Raw genomic sequence first — 16,799 nt, forward strand, 5'->3', positions numbered from 1 at the left:
GTGACCGCGCTGCCGGAGCTGCCCCCGTCGGACCGGGTCCGCATCCGGTTCGACCCCGACGGAGCCCGCCCTCGCGAGGTCCGGGTCCCCGCCGGGGCGACGCTGTTCGACGCCGCGAGCTGGAACGGCATCGCCGTCGACTCCACCTGCGGGGGCCACGGCACCTGCCGCAAGTGCCGGATGCGGGTCGTCGAGGGCGACGTGACGGTGTCGCGGCTGGACCCGCGCGCGTTCGGGCCGGAGGAGCTGCGTGCGGGCTGGCGCCTGGCCTGCCGGGCGCGGGCCGAGCAGGACCTGCGGGTGGAGGTGCCGCCCCTGGTCACCCGGCCGAAGGCGGCCACGGTCGGCGTCGGGCGCCAGGTGATCCTGCGCCCCGCCCTGCAGAAGCGCTGCCTGACGCTGCCCGAGGCCACCCTCTCCGATCAGCGCACCGACCTCGAGCGCCTGCGCGACGCGCTGCCCGACCTCGAGCTCCGGGTGGACCTGCCGGCGATCCGGAGCCTGTCCCGGGCGTTGCGGGCCGCGGACCACACGGTCACCGCGGTCGTGGTGGACGACGTGCTCGTCGACGTCGAGCCGGGGGACACGAGCGGGCGGCTCTTCGGCATCGCCTTCGACCTGGGCACGACGACGGTCGTCGCGACGCTGCTCGACCTCGCCACCGGCACCCCGGTCGCCATCGCCTCGCGGCTCAACCCCCAGCAGTCCCACGGCGCCGACGTGATCACGCGGATCAGCGCGACGATGACCGACCCCACGGCGCTGGACCGGCTCACCGCGCTCGCCCACGACGGCCTCGACCAGCTCGCGGGCGAGGTCTGCGCCGACGGCGCGGTCGACCGCGGCGAGGTCTACGAGATCGCGGTGGCGGGCAACGCCACGATGACCCACCTCGCGCTGGGGCTGGACCCCGAGCCGCTGGGGGTCGCGCCGTTCGTCATGGCCTCCCGGTCCTTCGACGACCTCACGGCCGCCGACCTCGGGGTGCGGGCGCACCCGCGGGCGCGGGCGTACGTGTTCCCGGCGCTCGGTGCCTACGTCGGCGGCGACATCGTCGCCGGGGCGCTCGCCTCCGGGATGGACCGCGACCGGCGCGTCCGACTCTTCATCGACATCGGCACGAACTGCGAGATCCTCCTCGCGGCCGGCGACCGGCTGCTCGCCACGGCCGCCCCCGCCGGGCCTGCGTTCGAGGGCGCGGCCATCCGCTGCGGGATGCGGGCCGCGCCGGGTGCGATCGAGGGCGTGAAGATCGGCGACGACGACGTGGTGCTGCAGGTCATCGGGGACGTCGAGCCGACCGGGCTGGCCGGGTCCGGCCTCGTCGACGCCGTGGCGGCGATGGTGGCGGCGGGTCTCGTCGACGGCTCCGGGCGCCTGGTCGCGCCGGACGCACCGGGTGTACCGCCCGGGTTGGCCGCGCGGCTGCGCCAGGTCGGCAAGGAGCGCGTCTTCGTCCTGCACTTCCGCGGGGACGACCCGGACGGCGACCCCGCCGACGCGCTCTACCTGTCCCAGCGCGACATCCGCGAGCTGCAGTTCGCCAAGGCGGCGATCTCGACGGGCTGGCAGCTGCTGCTGGAGGAGCAGGGGCTGACCAGCGCCGACGTCGCCCAGGTGCTGCTCGCCGGGTCGTTCGGCAGCTACCTCGGCCCCGCCGCCGCGGTGCGGATCGGGCTGGTGCCCGACGTCGCGCTGCTGCGCATCGTGAGCGCGGGCAACGTCGCGGGGGAGGGGGCCAAGATGGCGCTGCTGTCGGTGCGCGAGCGGGCGGCGGCCCAGGCGTTGCTGGAGGAGGTGCACTACGTCGAGCTCTCCGACCGCGCGGACTTCAACGACCGGTTCGTCGAGCGACTCGCCTTCCCGGTCTGACCGCCGCGAGCACCCGGACCGGGTCGCGGTGGTCGCGTGTGGGGCGATCGCCCGCCACGTCACCGACGTCGCCGGCCGCCGCGGGTGGCCCGTCGACGTCGTCCCGCTGCCCCCGCTGCTGCACAACCGGCCGGATCGGATCGCGGCCGCCGTCGAGCGCGAGGTGGTGCGGCTCCGCGCGCGGTACGCGCGGGTCGCCGTCGGCTACGCGGACTGCGGCACCTACGGCGCGCTCGACGAGGTGTGCGCCCGCTGGGCGGTGCCCCGGCTGGCCGGCGCCGACTGCTACACGGTCTTCGCCGGCACCGCGCGGATGCGCGCGGTGCTCGAGGAGGAACCCGGAACCTACGTGCTGACGGACTACCTCGCGGCGTCCTTCACCCGCTCCGTCGTCGTCGAGCTCGGTCTGGACCGGTACCCGGAGCTGCGCGACGACTACTTCGGCCACTACCGGCGCGTCGTCTGGCTCGCCCAGCACCCGACCCCGGGTCTCCGCGCGGCGGCGGAGCGGGCTGCCGGCGTCCTCGGTCTGCCTCTGCAGGAGGTCGTCGTCGGTGACGTGCTCCTCGAGAGGGCGGTCGGGGAGCTCGTGGCGCGCACCGCGGAAGGCCAGGCAGATCGCCCTAGCCCGCCTCGCGCAGGGGGAGGGACGGTCCGGCCACCACGGCCTCGACCGTGAGCCGCACCCCACGGCCCTCGTCCTGCCAGTCGACCTCCGCCACGCCGGACAGGTGCACGGTCGCGCCCGTGGCGAAGTCGACGAACACCAGCGCGGCCGCGGGATCGACGGCGATGTTGCCCAGGCTGTTGAACATGTTGTTGCCCGGGAGGTCCGGCCACCACAGTGTCCGCCCGTCCTCGACCGTGACCCGGCCGCCGCGGTGGGAGGCGTCCGCACCGTGGGTCGCGTGGCTGGTGCCGAGCAGGAACGTGTCGGCGCGGCGGATCAAGTCGACGTCGGCCGGGTCGAGGGCCGCGCCGCGGCGGACGGTCGCAGAACCGGCGGCGGGAGCGGGTCGGAGGTCCCGTGGGTGGATGAACCGGGGGCAGTTGCCGTAGGCCTGGTCCACCTGGACGGCCAGCTCACGATCGTCCGCGCTGGTCAGCGTGCCGTTGATCCGGAGCCTGCGCCGCCGGGCGGGATCCAGGGCGAGCATCCCGATCTGCTGTCCGGCGCCGAGCCCCTCCAGCGGATCGCCGGGTGGGGGCACGGCGTGGACGAGCAGGTCGGCGGGCCCGCGGACGTCGACGAACCCGGGTGGGCCCGTCACGGGCGTGATCCACAGCCGGCCGGTCCGGTCGCGGGCGGTGACCGCGAGGAACGTGCGCTCGGCGAGGAAGCGGGCGGCGCCGCCGCGGAGGTCGGCGGCCTCGAGCATCCCGACGAGACGTGCCGCGTCGTGGACGACGCCGGCACGGCGCTGCACAGCGAGCTCGCCCGGGTGGAACCCCTTCGCGTCGTCCACGACCACTCCTAACGGATCGTCCGAATCAAACCATTAGGAAGACTGCCAGGGTGGCGGCCCGAGTGCAATGGCTGACGGCACTCTTTCCCATTAGGTAGGGTCCGGGCATGGACCTCGACGCGTCGGGCACGTCCGCGCCGCTGCTCGGTGAGCCCGCGCCCGTCGAGCTGATGAACACCGTGTGGGCCGACCGCTCGGGGGTCCACGACGCCCTCGCGACGCCCGACGAGGCGCTCGGCTGGTTGCGCGCGGTCCTCCCGGACTCGCCGATTCCCGACCTGGACCGGTTGCGGCTGCTCCGGGACGCCCTGCGCCGCCTCGCCGCCGAGCTGACCGGCGATCCGCGCCCGTCGGCCGGCTCCGCCGTCCCCACCCGCGCCGAGGCGCTCCAGGTGCTCGACGACGCGTGCGCCGCCGCGCCGACGTGGGCCTCGCTGCGCTGGGAGCCCGGCGAGGAACCCCGCCGCGAGGTCCGCAGTGACGCCGCCGCGGACCGGGTCGCGGTGGCCGGGCTCGCCGAGCAGGCCGTCCGCTTCTTCGCCGGTGAGGAGGCCGCGGAGCTCCGCGCCTGCCTCGCCCCCGGCTGCGTCCTCTACTTCGTCCGTCACCATCCCCGCCGGGAGTGGTGCTCCGCGGGCTGCGGCAACCGTGCCCGCGTCGCCCGCCACTACCGCCGCCGGCGCCGCACGTCCGACTAGGAGGCCGCTGAAGAACCCCGGGCGTCGCGAGCGGCGGCCAGGTGGTGTCCGCGCAAGGCGGAGGCCGCAGCTCATACCGGGCGTATCTGCAAGGCCGACAACGCAGCGCGGGCGCCGCCTGGGCGTCGCGTAGTAGGCCGGGGTTCTTCAGCGGTCTCCTAGCGCCGAGTTCCGCCCGGAGGAACGGCTCGGCCCGCCTCGAGCGAGCCGGGCACGGCGGAGGCGCGGCCGCTCCCGGCGCGTTCCTCGGGTAGGGGAGGGTCGGTACGGTGGCCCGTGACACATGTTGACCCCCCTCGGGGTGGTCCGGCACGTGCTTCAGCCGACCTCGCTTGACACCCGCACCGGCCCCTCGTGATCGTGAGCCAGCCTCATCGTGGAGTGCCGGAGGAGCCGTTGAACGCCGACGAGTGGAGCGAGATCCATCGGCTCTCCGCGGCCGGCATGTCGATCAAGGGCATGGCAGCCCACCTCGGGATGTCCCGCAACACGATCCGGCGGGCGCTGTCGTTCGACGCGCCGCCGCCGGACCACCGTCCCGGCCGCGGGTCGGTGACCGACGCCTACGCCGAGCAGATCCGCTCCCTCCTGGCCGACGAGCCCGGTCTGACGATCACGCAGATCGGGCAGCGGATCGGGTGGGAGCGCTCGCGCACGACGCTCGCCAGACGCGTGGACCGGGAGCGACGACTGGTGGGCGGGCCGGGCGGCCCGCTGACGCGGACGGGCTGTGCGGTGCCGGAGTTCGCCACGGAGTTCATCGGGCGGCGCGCCGAGCTCCGCGAGCTGCGGGAGCTGCTGGGCGGCCACCGGCTGGTCACCGTGATCGGGGTCGGCGGGGTCGGGAAGACCAGGCTCGCCGCCCGGACCGCGGTGGAGCTGCGCCGGGCCTTCGCCGACGGCGTCCGGGTCGTCGAGCTCGCGTCCCTGCGCAACCCGGCGCTGTTGCCGCAGGCGGTGTTCGACGGGCTCGGGATCGCGCACCGCGACCAGCCGGACCGCCCGGCCGTCGACGCGCTCGTGGAGCACGTGCGCACCCGGCACATGTTGATCGTGCTGGACAACTGCGAGCACGTGCTGGAGGCGGCGGCGCGGTTCGTCGACGACGTGCTCCGGGCCACCTCCCGGGTCCACTTCCTCGCCACGAGCCGTGAGGTCCTCAACCTGCCGGGGGAGCGGATCAGCGTCCTGAACCCCCTGTCCACGGCGGGCGACCGGACGCCGGCGATCGCGCTGTTCGAGAGCAGGGCCCGGGACGTCCTGCCGGGCTTCACCGTCGACGACACCAACCGGGACGCGGTGCAGCGGGTCTGCGAGCGGCTGGACGGCCTGCCGCTGGCGATCGAGCTGGCCTGCGCGCGGCTGCGGGTCCTGTCCGTCCACGAGCTCGCCGAGCGCCTGTCGGACAGCGTGGACCTGCTCTCCACCCGGGGGCGGGGCGGGGCGGAACGGCACCAGAGCCTGCAGGCGGCGATGGCCTGGAGCCACGAGCTCTGCACCCGCGAACAGCAGCTCCTGTGGGCCCGCGTGTCGATCTTCGCTGGGGGCTTCGACACGCGCGCGGCCGAGGCCGTGTGCGCCGACGGGGCGCTGCCGGCGGGTGCCGTCCTGGACTGCCTGTACGACCTCGTGGGCAAGTCGATCCTGCAGCGCGAGGAGTCCCGCGGCCGGGTCCGCTTCCGGATCCTCGAGACGATCCGCGAGTTCGGCCAGGCCATGTTGTCGCCGGACGAGAGCGAGCGGCTGCACCGCCGGCACCTTGAGTGGTGCGCCGGGCTGGTCACCGAGTCCGTGCGGTCCTGGTTCAGCGACGAGCAGTTCGAGATCTCCGAGCGCCTGCGCGCCAACCTGGCCAACGTCCGCAAGGCCCTCGAGACGGCGCTCGTCCTCCCGGCCGACGCGCACGGTCCGTCGGCGGCCGAGCTCGTGTCCGCCCCGTGGTTCCTCTGGGCCTGCGGGCTCTCCGCCCGCGAGCACGCCATGTGGCTCGGCCGGGTGCTGGAGCGGGAGGACCTGGGCCCGGCCCGCCGGGCGGCCGCGCTCGGCACCCTGGGCCTGGTCCGGACGATGCAGGGCTACCGGTCGGCGGCCGAGCCGGTCGTCGCCGAGGCGCTCGGGCTCGCGCGCCGGGCCGGGGACGTCCCGGCCACCGCCTTCGCCCTCGACGCGCAGGGGTTGGGCGCCTTCTTCGACGGGGACCACCGGCGCGCCGAGACCCTGCTGACGGAGTCGCTCGCGCTCTACGAAAGCCGCCCGGACGTGCGCGGCGACCTGCCCTGCGCGGTGCGGGTGCACCTCGGGATGCTGCTCTGCTTCGACGGCCGGACCCGCGAGGCCCGGCGGTACTTCGACGACGTCCGCCGCCGCTGCGAGCAGGTCGGCGAGCGGTGGATGCTGTCCTACGCCGTGTTCGGCCAGGGGCTGGTCGCGGTGACCGAGGAGCGCTTCCCGGAGGCGATCGAGCTGGCCCGCGCCAGCCTGTGCCTCAAGCGGGACTTCGAGGACTCGGTGGGCACCCCGCTCGCCGTCGAGCTGCTCGGCTGGGCGGAGGCCGGCGCCGGGTCGGCGGCCCGCTCCGCCGCCCTCGTGGGGGCCGCGTCGGTGCTCTGGCGGGCCTTCGGCCAGCAGCTCTACGGCTCGGCGCAGTGGATGGCCCGGCGGGAGCGGTTCGCGCTGCGCGCCCGCTCCGAGCTCGGCAACGCCGCCTACGAGGCCGGCACGCGGCGGGGTGCGTCGATGGGCATGACCGAGCTGCTCGACCTCGCCCTCGACCGGTCCGCCCCGGACGCGCCGGAGGGCGAGATCGAGCTGGTGGCGGTCCTGTCGCCCCGGGAGCGCGAGGTGGCCCGCCACCTCGCCGCCGGGCTCACCAACCGGCAGATCGCCGCGGCGCTGGTGCTGTCGCACCGCACCGTGGAGGGCCACGTCGAGCACATCCTGCAGAAGCTGGGGCTGCAGAACCGCAACCAGGTCGCGGTCGCCCTCACCGCGGCCCGCACCGCCGCGCCCACCGGGTGATCGCAGGGTGACCACGTGGCGGACCACGTGGTTCCCCGGGTACGCCCGCGGCCGCAGGTCGGCATCGTGATCCGCGTCCTCAGCGACGTGCGACCAACGGAGGCCGACACCCATGACACAGACCCTCGAGAGGCCCGGCGACGCGGAGACGGGGCGCGACGTCGACTACGTCGCCCTCGCCCGCAGCCTCAAGCCGGTCATCGACGCCGAGGCGGACGCGATGGAGGCGGGCGCCACCATCACCGAGCCGGTGGTGGACGCGATCGCGGAGAAGGGCCTGTTCTGGCTGCTCGTGCCGCGGGAGTACGGCGGCGGCGGGCAGGACCTCGTCACCTCGCTGAAGGTCGTCGAGGAGCTCTCCCGCGCCGACGGCTCGGTCGGCTGGGCCTTCATGGCCAACGCGTTCAGCACCGGCATCGCGGTCGGGTACTTCCCCGAGGAGGGCGCCCGGGAGATGTTCGCCGGCCCGGACAAGGGCATCACCGCGGGCATGATCCTGCCGACCGGCACGGGCGTGCGGGTCGAGGGCGGCTACCGCGTCACCGGCACCTACGGCTTCGGGTCCGGCTCGCACCACGCGTCGTGGATCGGCGCCGGGTTCGTCGTGCAGGACGCGGACGGCAACCCGGAGATGAACGGTGAGGCCCCGGTCTGCCGCGTCGCCTTCCTGCCGCGTGACCAGATCGAGTTCCTCGGCGGCTGGAACGTCATGGGCATGGTCGCGACGGGCAGCGACAACTACCGGGTCGACGGCGTGTTCGTCCCCGAGGCCCACACCATGGACACCTTCTCGACGGTCCCGGTGCGCCCCGAGCCCGTCTACAAGCTCGGTCTGCTGGGCATCGGCGTCGGCGGGCACGCCCCGGTCGCGCTCGGCATCGCGCAGCGCGCCCTGGAGGAGATCGCGCAGATCGCCACCACCAAGGCCCGGCCCGGCTACCCGACCGTCGTCGGCGACTCGGAGATGTTCCGCCGCGAGTTCGTGACGCACGAGGCGCTGCTGCAGGCCGCCCGCCGCTACGTCTACGACGCCCACGCCGACGCCGAGGCCGCCGCGGCCGCCGGCGAGGAGATCACCGAGGAGCAGCGGGCCCGGCTGCGCCAGGTCGCGACCTGGGTGCAGAAGGTGGCCCATGACGTCGTCACCTTCGCCTACAACTGGGGCGGCTCCGCCTCGATCCGCAACCCCAGCGTGCTCGGCCGCTGCCTGTGCGACATCTCCGTCGGCGCCCAGCACCTGCTCGTCGAGCCCATGACCCTGGTCGAGGCCTCGGGCCCGATCCTCGCCGGCTACCTCGAGGAGAACTGATGTCGCACGCCGACAACCTGAAGGCCGCCTTCGCCGCCGCCGACGCCGGCGACCCGACCCTGCTGGTGGGCCTCTACGCCGACGACATGACGTGGGCCGGGTTCACCCTCGACGGCACCCAGCGGATCTACACCAAGGGTGAGTTCCTGGAGGCCTTCGGCATCCTCGCTAAGCTCGACGAGGCCCGCAACGAGGTCGTCCGCACCGACGAGACCGACGAGGGCCTGGTCACCGCCTGGGTGCGCGCCTACCGCAGGCTGGGCGACGACGTCCTCGACTTCACCATGGTCATGACCCACCAGTTCGTCGACGGCAAGGTCACGCGGGGCACCGACATCTGCCCGCCCGCGTTCGCCGAGTACTGGGAGCGGACGGGACTGAACGCCTGATGGGCACCCTCGACGGCAAGGTCGCCCTGGTCACCGGCGCGGCCCGCGGGCAGGGGCGCTCCCACGCGATCCGCCTGGCCGAGGAGGGCGCCGACGTCGTCGCGATCGACGTCTGCGCCCCGGTCGAGACGGTCGAGTACCGCGGCGCGACCACGGCCGAGCTCGCCGAGACCGCGGCGGAGATCGAGAAGCTGGACCGCCGGGTCGTCGCCCGGCAGGCCGACGTCCGGGACCTCGCCGCGCTGCAGTCCGCCGTCGCCGACGGCGTCGCGGAGCTCGGCCGGCTCGACGTCGTGGTGGCCAACGCGGGCATCTTCACCACCGCCCCGGTCCACGAGCTCTCCGAGGAGCAGTGGGACACCACGATCGAGGTCAACCTGACGGGGGTGTGGAAGACGGTCAAGGCGACCGTCCCCACGCTGATCGAGCAGGGGACCGGCGGGTCGGTCATCCTGATCAGCTCCACCGGCGGGGTCCAGGGGTTCCCGAACTTCGCGCACTACGTCGCCGCCAAGCACGGCGTCATCGGGCTCGCCCGGACGATGGCGAACGAGCTGGGGCAGCACGAGATCCGGGTCAACGCCGTGCAGCCCACGTCGGTGCTCACCGACATGATCGACCACGTCGGGATGTACAAGCTGTTCCGCCCGGACCTGGACGCCCCGACCCGCGAGGACTTCCGCGAGGCGCTGCTGGGCGGCATGAACATCCTGCCGACGCCGTGGGTGGAGCCGCGGGACATCAGCAACGCCGTGGCCTGGCTCGCCTCCGACCAGGCGCGGTTCGTCACCGGGACGACACTGCCGGTCGACGCCGGCGCCCTGCAGAAGATGTGACTCCCCGGGCCGGGGTCCGTGCGAGGACCCCGGCACGGTGTCGTTCCGTACCCCGTCCGCCGCCCCGGAGGACCTCGCCGAGACCGTGGCGCTCGTCGAGAAGCTGGACCGGCGGATCGTCTCCGCGCAGGCGGACATCCGCGACCTCGCGGGACTGCGCACCGCGGTCGACGGCGCGGTCGCCGAGCTCGGGCGCCTGGACGTCGGGGTGGCCAACGCCGGGATCTGCGTCCCGGCGATGTGGGACCGGGTCGCCCCGGAGCTGTTCGAGTACCACCAGAGCGTCAACGTCACCGGCACCTGGAACACCGTGATGGTCGCGGCGCCGCACCTGGTCGCCGCGGGCGGCGGTTCGGTGATCATCACCAGCTCGGCCGCGGGCATCACCGTGCACCCCTTCCTGGTCCCGTACACGACCAGCAAGTTCGCGGTGCGTGGCATGGCGAAGGCGTTCGCGGTCGAGCTCGGCGAGCACAACATCCGGGTCAACAGCGTGCACCTGTGCGCGGTACGGACCCCGATGGGCGGCGGCGACGTCCTCGGCATCATCGGCGAGGCCCTGGAGGCGCACCCGAACCTCGGCGGGATGTTCACCACCATCCTGCCGCTGGAGCAGGCCGAGCCGCGGGACATCGCGAACACGGTGCTGTTCCTGGCCTCGGACGAGTCGCGGTTCTTCACCGCGCACGAGCTCGCACCGGATGCGGGGGCACCGGGTACTGATCGGTTACGCTGCCCGGACCTGGCAGCGTGGGAGGTGCCCGGATGCAGGCGGTGGCTTCGGCGAGTCTGGACGCCAAGCGGCTCGGCACGGTCTTCGCCGTGCTCGAACACGTGGACCGTTCCCGGGACGTCGCCGAGTTCGCCGGGCGCACGCTCGAGGCCCTCGGGTCCGTGCTCGGCTACCGGAACACCACCTTCTTCGCGGGACCGAGCTACGGCGGGCTGTTCCTGGACCCGTCGCCGCTGCTCGAAGGGACGCAGCGGCGGCTGATCAGGGAGTACCGGCAGCGCTGGGACCGGCATGACGTGTTCGCGAGGCCGGCCGCCGCCGCCCGGCTGCACCGGCTGTCCGCCGTCTCGGTCGACGCGGGCGACCCGGCCCCGCCCGCGGACCGCGCGTACCGCGACTGGCTGGGCGGCCACGGGATCGAGAGCCTCACCGCGATCCACGTGGCGCCCGGCGGGAAGCAGGCGCTGTTCGGGATCTTCGGGCCCCGCGGAACGGTGGGGCCGGTCGATCTCGCCGTGCTGCGGCTGCTCGGCCGGCAGCTCGGCGCGATCGCCCGGCACCTCCCCGCGTCCGCGGCCGGTCAGGCGGGGCTGCCGCGCCTGTCGCCCCGGCTCGCGGAGGCGGCGGAGCTGGTCGCGAGCGGGCTGACCAACGCGGTGATCGCCCGGACGATGGGCGTCACCGAGGACACCGTGAAGAAGTACGTCAGCAGGCTGCTCGCGGAGACCGGCACCCGCAGCAGGACCGAGCTCGCGCTCGTCCTGCAGCGGGGCCGCGCCTAGCCCAGGGCGCCGAACAAGCCGCTCAGCTGGGCGGTGTCCACGTACTCCTCGATCCGGGTGACCTTCCCGGCGCCGTCGAGGTGCACGGCCAGGGCGGCGGGCGCGCGGAAGACCGTGCCGTCCGGCAGGGTCCCCGTGACGGTGTACTGCGCCCACGCGAGCCCGTCGACGGCGGGGGAGGTCCGCACGTCGTCCATCCGGAAGTCCGGCACCACCTTCCGGATCGCCCGGACGCTCTCTAGGGTGTCCGTGACCGTCGGTGCCTCCACCTCGTCGAAGGAGTGCCATGTCACGGCGCCGGGCGCGAACACGTCCCCGGCCTCCAGGGTCATCAGGGCCTCGACCACGCGAGCGGCTTCGCCCCGGGCCGATGATCCGCTCGCAGGCTCGCTCACTGAACACGCTCCTTCTCGTACTTCTCGGTCATGTGCGCGACGGCGTCGAGCTGGGCCCGAGAGTGCCGCTCGCGGCCCTCGGACGCCAGCCGGGCGGCCTCGACGGTCGGTGCGTACTGGCCCTGGAAGTGGGGCGCGACGTCCCGGGCGAAGATCTCGAAGGACCGCCTGGTGGCCGTCGGGTCGGCCCAGTCGTGCCCCATCAGCAGCATGGTGCCGAAGCCGCCGGCCTGGTCCACCAGCCGCTGGACCTGCGCCCGCGCCTGGTCCGCGGTGCCGATGACCCCGATGCCCGCGGTGTTGATGAAGTCGATCATCTCGTTGAGGTCGTCCCCCGAGACAGCCATCTGCGGGAACGCCGCGACCTTCTGGAAGTAGCGGAACCAGTGCTCGATCCCGTAGGCGACCTCGCGCCGGGCCTGCTCCTCGGTCTCGGCCAGGTGGAAGGGGCCGACGAGCCGCCAGCCGGACCGGTCGACCGTGGTGCCGGCCGCCGCGGCCCGCTCCTCCATGACGTTCCAGTGGTGGGCGAGGGCGTCGAAGCCGTCGGCGCTCAGCGTGGCGCCGATGCTGAGCAGCCCGAGCCCGTGGGTGCCCGCCAGCCGGGCGCCGGTGGGGGAGGCCACCGCCGCGACGGCGATGTCGAACAGCGGGTCCGAGTACGGCGCCATCTGCAGCCGGGCGTCGATCAGCTCGTGGGTGCGGGTCTTGGCGTTGACCGTCTCGCCGCGGAAGAGCCGCAGGATGATGTCGAGGTTCTCCTCGAGCAGCTCGCGGGTCTCGGTCGGGTTCAGCCCGATCATCGCCGAGTCGGTGGGCAGCGACCCCGGCCCGACCCCGAACAGCGTCCGTCCCCGGGTGAGGTGGTCCAGCATGACCATGCGGTCCGCCACCCACAGCGGGTTGTGGTACGAGATCGATGTGACGCCGGTGCCCAGCTTGATCCGCCGGGTGCGCTGCGCCGCGGCGGCGATGAGGATCTCCGGAGAGGCGTAGATCTCCGAGCCCGCGCTGTGGTGCTCGCCGAACCACGCCTCGTCGTAGTCGAGCGCGTCGAGGTGCTCGATCAGCTGCAGATCCTGCTCGAACGCGACGGCGGGCTTCACCCCCGGGGCATGGACGGGGGCGAGGAAGATGCCGAACTTCAGCCTGGCCATGCGGTGACCTCTCTTCCGGCGGCGCGCCGTCGCGCCGCGGTCTGCGTGTGCCGCAGACCACCTTCGGAGCGGGGACCGGCGCGGCACAGTGCACGAAAGTGCATGCCGCCCCGTCCCCCTTCGTGCACTCCCGACGCCCCGACCGACGTGGTCGGCTCGGGAGCGAATCTCCTGCAACCGCTGAAGGGACCCACTGATGGCTCTGCGCACCGCGCAGCAGTACCGCGACGGCCTGCGCGACGGCAGGCGTCGCAGCAGGCCGATCCCGACCTGTACCTGCGGACCGCCCTATGCGGCGGGCGAGCGGGACGGCTTCAGCTTCCCGCTGTCGTCGAAGCACAAGCTGCTGGAGTCGCTGACCGTCTTCGACGACGTCCGGACCCGCGTGAGCGGGTGTTCCTGGAGCGGCGGCCGGGGGCCGCGGGCCCGCTGGCGATCGCGTTCGTCGACTACCACCGGTTCACGGCGATCAACTACAAGCTCCCGCTGCTCGACATCGTCGTCGGCGCCGCGCACCTCGTCGCCGAGGCCAACGGCATCACCCGCGCCGGACACGTCCGCGACAAGATCGCGAAGCTCATCGCCTGTCGGAGACGGTGCGCGGGCTCGCCGAGCTGGCCGCGCTGCGGGCCCGGGAGGGCGCCCAGGGAGTCTGGTTGCTGGATCCGCTCGCCGTGAACATGGCCAAGTACACCTTCGCGCACGGCTACCACGAGGCCACGGCGACGCTCGTCGATCTGGCCGGCGGCCTGCTCGCCACCGGGCCCGGGGTCGAGGACCGGGAGAACCCGGGGATCCGGGCGTTGCTGGAGAAGTACTACGCCGGTCTGCCTGCAGTCCCTGCACCGCGACGTCGCCGCCCGGGTCCTGCCCGGCACCGCGGTCCGTACGGTGCTCACCACCTCCGAGCTCGACCTGCAGTCGCGGAACGAGCCGGCCGTGTTCGCCGGCGTCGAGCGGATCGCCTGCCCCGGCACCACGGACCTCCTCGAGTTCCTGGAGCGGCACCGGGGTGCGGCATGCCCGACGCCGAGAAGTCGCAGCTCGCCTGGCTGACCAAGATCTACTCGGGCGGGGCGCCGATCCCGCCGAGCACGGTCCAGGCCTTCCGGGACACCTTCGGCCACTACATCCACAACATCTACGGACTCACCGAGACCACCTCGCCGTCGCACGCGGTGCCGCACGGCGCGGAGGCTCCGGTCGACCCCGCGTCGGGCGCGCTCTCGGTCGGCGTCCCGGTCTACGACACGGTGGTGCGGATCGTCGACGAGAACGGCGCGGAGCTGCCCGTCGGCGAGATCGGCGAGTTGGTCACGGCCGGCCCGCAGGTCGTGGCCGGGTACTGGAACAAGACGCCGGAGAGCGCGGACGCCCTGCCGGACGGGCTACTGCGCACGGGCGACGTGGGCCACATGGACCCGCAGGGCTGGTTCTACATCGTCGACCGCAAGAAGGACCAGATCAACGCCGGCGGCTACAAGATCTGGCCGCGCGAGGTCGAGGACGTCCTCTACGAACACCCCGCCGTCCGCGAGGCCGCGGTTGTCGGCGTGCCGGACGAGTACCGGGGCGAGACGGTCAAGGCCTTCGTCTCGCTGCGCGCCGGCGTGCGCACGAGCCCCGAGGAGATCGTCGCCTTCACCAGGGAGCGCATGGCGGCCTACAAGTACCCGCGGCAGGTGGAGATCCTGGACGAGATCCCCAAGACGGTCAGCGGGAAGGTCCTGCGGCGGGAGCTCAGGAAGCACCCCTGACGGCGGGGCGGGTTCGAGCCGGCCGCGGCGCGCGAGAGCGGTCTCCTCGGCGCCGCAGCCCCTCGCGGAACGGCCGCGCGGGCTGATCGCGACGTTGCCGAGCCCGCTCCAGGTGATCCGAACCGGCTCGCCGCGAGGTCGTCGGCATGAATTCACGCCAAAGTGTTGACCCCCACCGCCACGCGCCCTACCTTGCCATGCAGTTGGTATATCAGTCTACAGCAAAAGGTATGGCGATGACCAGGGGGTCGGCTGGATGTCCGTCACGGTGGATCGACGAGGGGCCCTGAGCCCCGCGCGGGTGCTCGGCCGGTCTCTGCAGGAGACGGATCCGGAGGTCCACGCCGCGATCAGCGCCGAGCTGGGCCGCCAGCGGCACACGCTGGAGATGATCGCGAGCGAGAACTTCGCCCCGCTGGCGGTGATCGAGGCTCAGGGCTCGGTGCTGACCAACAAGTACGCCGAGGGCTACCCCGGGCGGCGGTACTACGGCGGCTGCGAGCACGTCGACGTCGTCGAGCAGCTGGCGATCGACCGGCTCAAGGCGCTGTTCGGGGCCGAGTTCGTCAATGTGCAGCCGCACTCCGGGGCGCAGGCCAACGCCGCGGTGATGGCCGCGTTGCTGCAGCCCGGCGACACCATCCTGGGGCTGGACCTCGCCCACGGCGGCCACCTCACCCACGGCATGAGGCTCAACTTCTCCGGCAAGCTCTATGACGTCGCGGCCTACCACGTCCGCGAGACCGACCATCGCGTCGACATGGCCGAGGTCGAGCGCCTGGCCGTCGAGCGCAAGCCGAAGCTGATCATCGCCGGCTGGTCGGCCTACCCGCGGCAGCTGGACTTCGCCGAGTTCCGGCGGATCGCCGACTCGGTGGGCGCCTACCTGATGGTCGACATGGCCCACTTCGCCGGGCTGGTCGCCGCGGGCCTGCATCCCAGCCCGGTGCCCCACGCGCACGTGGTCACGTCGACCACGCACAAGACCCTCGGTGGCCCCCGCGGCGGCGTGATCCTCGCCGAGCAGGAGCTGGCGAAGAAGTTCAACACGAGCGTGTTCCCCGGTCAGCAGGGCGGCCCGCTCGAGCACGTGATCGCGGCCAAGGCGGTGGCGTTCAAGCTGGCCGCCGAGCCGGAGTTCCGCGAGCGGCAGGAGCGCACGCTGGAGGGCGCGCAGATCCTGGCCGCACGGCTGCTGAAGGAGAAGAACGTCGGCGTCGTGTCCGGTGGGACGGACGTGCACCTGGTGCTGGTGGACCTGCGCGACTCCACACTGGACGGCAAGCAGGCCGAGGACCGGCTGCACCGGGTCGGCATCACGGTCAACCGCAACGCCGTGCCGTTCGACCCGCGGCCGCCCATGGTCAGCTCCGGGGTCCGGATCGGCACCCCCGCCCTGGCCGCCCGGGGCTTCGACGCCGACGACTTCACCGAGGTCGCCGACGTGATCGCCCTGGCGCTGCGCCCCGACGCGTCGGACGCCGAGCTCACCGCCCTGGCCGAGCGCGTCGCCGTGCTCGCCGCCCGTCACCCCCTCTACCCGGAGCTGCAGGGATGAGCACCACCGTCCCGCCCGGCGCGCACCTGCCCGACCACCCGGACTTCCTGTGGCGGACGCCGGAGCCGCGGAAGTCCTATGACGTGGTGATCGTGGGTGGGGGTGGGCACGGGCTGGCCACGGCGCACTACCTGGCGCGCAATCACGGGATCACGGACGTGGCGGTGCTGGAGAGGGGCTGGTTGGCGGGTGGGAACATGGCCCGCAACACCACGCTGATCCGGTCGAACTATCTGTGGGACGAGTCCGCGGCGATCTATGAGCACTCGCTGAGGTTGTGGGAGGGCCTGGAGGAGGAGCTGGGGTATCCGATCCTGTTCTCCCAGCGCGGGGTGCTCAACCTGGCCCACACCGAGCAGGACGTGCGGGACTCGGTGCGGCGGGTGGAGGCGAACAAGCTCAACGGGATCGACGCGGAGTGGCTGGGCCCGGACGAGGTGGCCAAGCTGTGCCCGATCGTCAATGTCAGCGCGGAGATCCGCTACCCGGTGCACGGGGCCACCTATCAGCCGCGGGCCGGGATCGCCAAGCACGACTACGTGGCGTGGGGGTTCGCCCGCCGCGCCGACGCCGCCGGGATCGACCTGATCCAGGACTGCGAGGTCCTCGGCTTCGCCACCGACGGGGACCGGGTCACCGGGGTGCGCACCAGCCGCGGGGACATCGGCTGCGGGCGGGTGGCGTTGTGCGCGGCCGGGCACACCAGCGTGCTGTTGGACATGCTCGGCGTGCCCGCGCCGTTGCAGTCGCATCCGTTGCAGGCGCTGGTGTCGGAGCTGTTGGAGCCGGTGCACCCGACGATCGTGATGTCCAACGCGGTGCACGTGTA

Annotated in this window: 14 protein-coding genes and 2 pseudogenes; 13 read left to right on the forward strand and 3 right to left on the reverse strand. The window is 73.2% G+C overall.

Annotated features, from left to right (window positions below; all coding sequences use genetic code 11):
• Entirely contained in the window at nt 1-1,872 is a 1,872-nt protein-coding gene (locus tag AB0B41_RS02700; protein ID WP_358198157.1) for an ASKHA domain-containing protein, read from the forward strand.
• Nucleotides 1,873-1,900: 28 nt separating this feature from the next.
• Nucleotides 1,901-2,551, forward strand: a complete 651-nt coding sequence (locus AB0B41_RS02705; protein WP_358198158.1) for a DUF1638 domain-containing protein — start codon at nt 1,901-1,903, stop codon at nt 2,549-2,551.
• Here AB0B41_RS02705 and AB0B41_RS02710 read toward each other — a convergent pair.
• The gene (locus tag AB0B41_RS02710) at nt 2,496-3,338 is read right to left on the reverse strand and encodes a pyridoxamine 5'-phosphate oxidase family protein (RefSeq protein ID WP_358198160.1); all 843 of its coding nucleotides are present in this window, start codon (nt 3,336-3,338) and stop codon (nt 2,496-2,498) included. The two genes, AB0B41_RS02705 and AB0B41_RS02710, sit on opposite strands and share 56 nt — an antisense overlap.
• Nucleotides 3,339-3,445: 107 nt before the next feature.
• Here AB0B41_RS02710 and AB0B41_RS02715 point away from each other — a divergent pair, with 107 nt between their 5' ends.
• The 7 genes from AB0B41_RS02715 (at nt 3,446) to AB0B41_RS02745 (ending at nt 11,103) form a co-directional block, all read left to right on the forward strand.
• Nucleotides 3,446-4,036 (forward strand): ABATE domain-containing protein, encoded by a 591-nt coding sequence (locus AB0B41_RS02715; protein WP_358198162.1) that lies wholly within the window; start codon nt 3,446-3,448, stop codon nt 4,034-4,036.
• Nucleotides 4,037-4,432: 396 nt separating this feature from the next.
• Entirely contained in the window at nt 4,433-7,054 is a 2,622-nt protein-coding gene (locus tag AB0B41_RS02720) for a LuxR C-terminal-related transcriptional regulator (protein ID WP_358198164.1), read from the forward strand.
• 112 nt (nt 7,055-7,166) lie between these two features.
• A complete protein-coding gene (locus AB0B41_RS02725) occupies nt 7,167-8,363 on the forward strand; it encodes an acyl-CoA dehydrogenase family protein (protein ID WP_358198166.1) in 1,197 nt (398 codons plus the stop codon).
• Nucleotides 8,363-8,752 (forward strand): hypothetical protein, encoded by a 390-nt coding sequence (locus AB0B41_RS02730; RefSeq protein ID WP_358198168.1) that lies wholly within the window; start codon nt 8,363-8,365, stop codon nt 8,750-8,752. Before AB0B41_RS02725 ends, AB0B41_RS02730 begins: the two co-directional genes overlap by 1 nt.
• On the forward strand, nt 8,752-9,588 hold the full coding sequence (locus AB0B41_RS02735; RefSeq protein ID WP_358198171.1) for a mycofactocin-coupled SDR family oxidoreductase: 837 nt from the start codon (nt 8,752-8,754) through the stop codon (nt 9,586-9,588). The genes AB0B41_RS02730 and AB0B41_RS02735 overlap by 1 nt, the downstream gene beginning before the upstream one ends.
• Nucleotides 9,589-9,625: 37 nt before the next feature.
• Complete coding sequence (locus AB0B41_RS02740; RefSeq protein ID WP_358198173.1) at nt 9,626-10,582, forward strand: SDR family oxidoreductase; 957 nt, start codon at nt 9,626-9,628, stop codon at nt 10,580-10,582.
• The gene (locus tag AB0B41_RS02745; protein WP_358198175.1) at nt 10,483-11,103 is read left to right on the forward strand and encodes a helix-turn-helix transcriptional regulator; all 621 of its coding nucleotides are present in this window, start codon (nt 10,483-10,485) and stop codon (nt 11,101-11,103) included. Before AB0B41_RS02740 ends, AB0B41_RS02745 begins: the two co-directional genes overlap by 100 nt.
• On the opposite strand, the gene AB0B41_RS02750 is transcribed toward AB0B41_RS02745, so the two are convergent.
• The gene (locus AB0B41_RS02750) at nt 11,100-11,498 is read right to left on the reverse strand and encodes a hypothetical protein (protein ID WP_358198177.1); all 399 of its coding nucleotides are present in this window, start codon (nt 11,496-11,498) and stop codon (nt 11,100-11,102) included. The two genes, AB0B41_RS02745 and AB0B41_RS02750, sit on opposite strands and share 4 nt — an antisense overlap.
• The gene (locus tag AB0B41_RS02755) at nt 11,495-12,655 is read right to left on the reverse strand and encodes an LLM class flavin-dependent oxidoreductase (RefSeq protein ID WP_358198179.1); all 1,161 of its coding nucleotides are present in this window, start codon (nt 12,653-12,655) and stop codon (nt 11,495-11,497) included. The genes AB0B41_RS02750 and AB0B41_RS02755 overlap by 4 nt, the downstream gene beginning before the upstream one ends.
• A gap of 102 nt (nt 12,656-12,757) precedes the next feature.
• Here AB0B41_RS02755 and AB0B41_RS02760 point away from each other — a divergent pair.
• The 4 genes and pseudogenes from AB0B41_RS02760 to AB0B41_RS02775 all read left to right on the forward strand — a co-directional run.
• Nucleotides 12,758-13,455: pseudogene (locus tag AB0B41_RS02760) on the forward strand (4-hydroxyphenylacetate 3-hydroxylase C-terminal domain-containing protein); the annotation flags it as partial.
• A gap of 25 nt (nt 13,456-13,480) precedes the next feature.
• Nucleotides 13,481-14,412 (forward strand): annotated as a pseudogene (locus AB0B41_RS02765) (AMP-binding protein); the annotation flags it as partial.
• A 256-nt stretch (nt 14,413-14,668) separates the two neighbouring features.
• Nucleotides 14,669-15,970: a serine hydroxymethyltransferase gene (glyA, locus tag AB0B41_RS02770; protein ID WP_358198181.1), complete on the forward strand. Its 1,302-nt coding sequence runs from the start codon at nt 14,669-14,671 to the stop codon at nt 15,968-15,970.
• A partial coding sequence (locus tag AB0B41_RS02775) for an FAD-dependent oxidoreductase (RefSeq protein WP_358198183.1) occupies nt 15,967-16,799 on the forward strand: 833 nt, incomplete at its 3' end. The genes glyA and AB0B41_RS02775, both read left to right, overlap by 4 nt.

This window comes from Pseudonocardia sp. NPDC049154, from assembly GCF_040648315.1.
In the GTDB taxonomy this organism is placed as follows: Bacteria; Actinomycetota; Actinomycetes; order Mycobacteriales; family Pseudonocardiaceae; genus Pseudonocardia.

Excerpts from the sequence above, each read along its gene's own strand:
- AB0B41_RS02715 (WP_358198162.1), top strand. The coding sequence starts at position 3,446 with ATGGACCTCGACGCGTCGGGCACGTCCGCGCCGCTGCTCGGTGAGCCC.
- AB0B41_RS02725 (WP_358198166.1), top strand. The coding sequence starts at position 7,167 with ATGACACAGACCCTCGAGAGGCCCGGCGACGCGGAGACGGGGCGCGAC.
- AB0B41_RS02730 (WP_358198168.1), top strand. The coding sequence starts at position 8,363 with ATGTCGCACGCCGACAACCTGAAGGCCGCCTTCGCCGCCGCCGACGCC.
- AB0B41_RS02735 (WP_358198171.1), top strand. The coding sequence starts at position 8,752 with ATGGGCACCCTCGACGGCAAGGTCGCCCTGGTCACCGGCGCGGCCCGC.
- AB0B41_RS02755 (WP_358198179.1), bottom strand. The coding sequence starts at position 12,655 with ATGGCCAGGCTGAAGTTCGGCATCTTCCTCGCCCCCGTCCATGCCCCG.
- glyA (WP_358198181.1), top strand. The coding sequence starts at position 14,669 with ATGTCCGTCACGGTGGATCGACGAGGGGCCCTGAGCCCCGCGCGGGTG.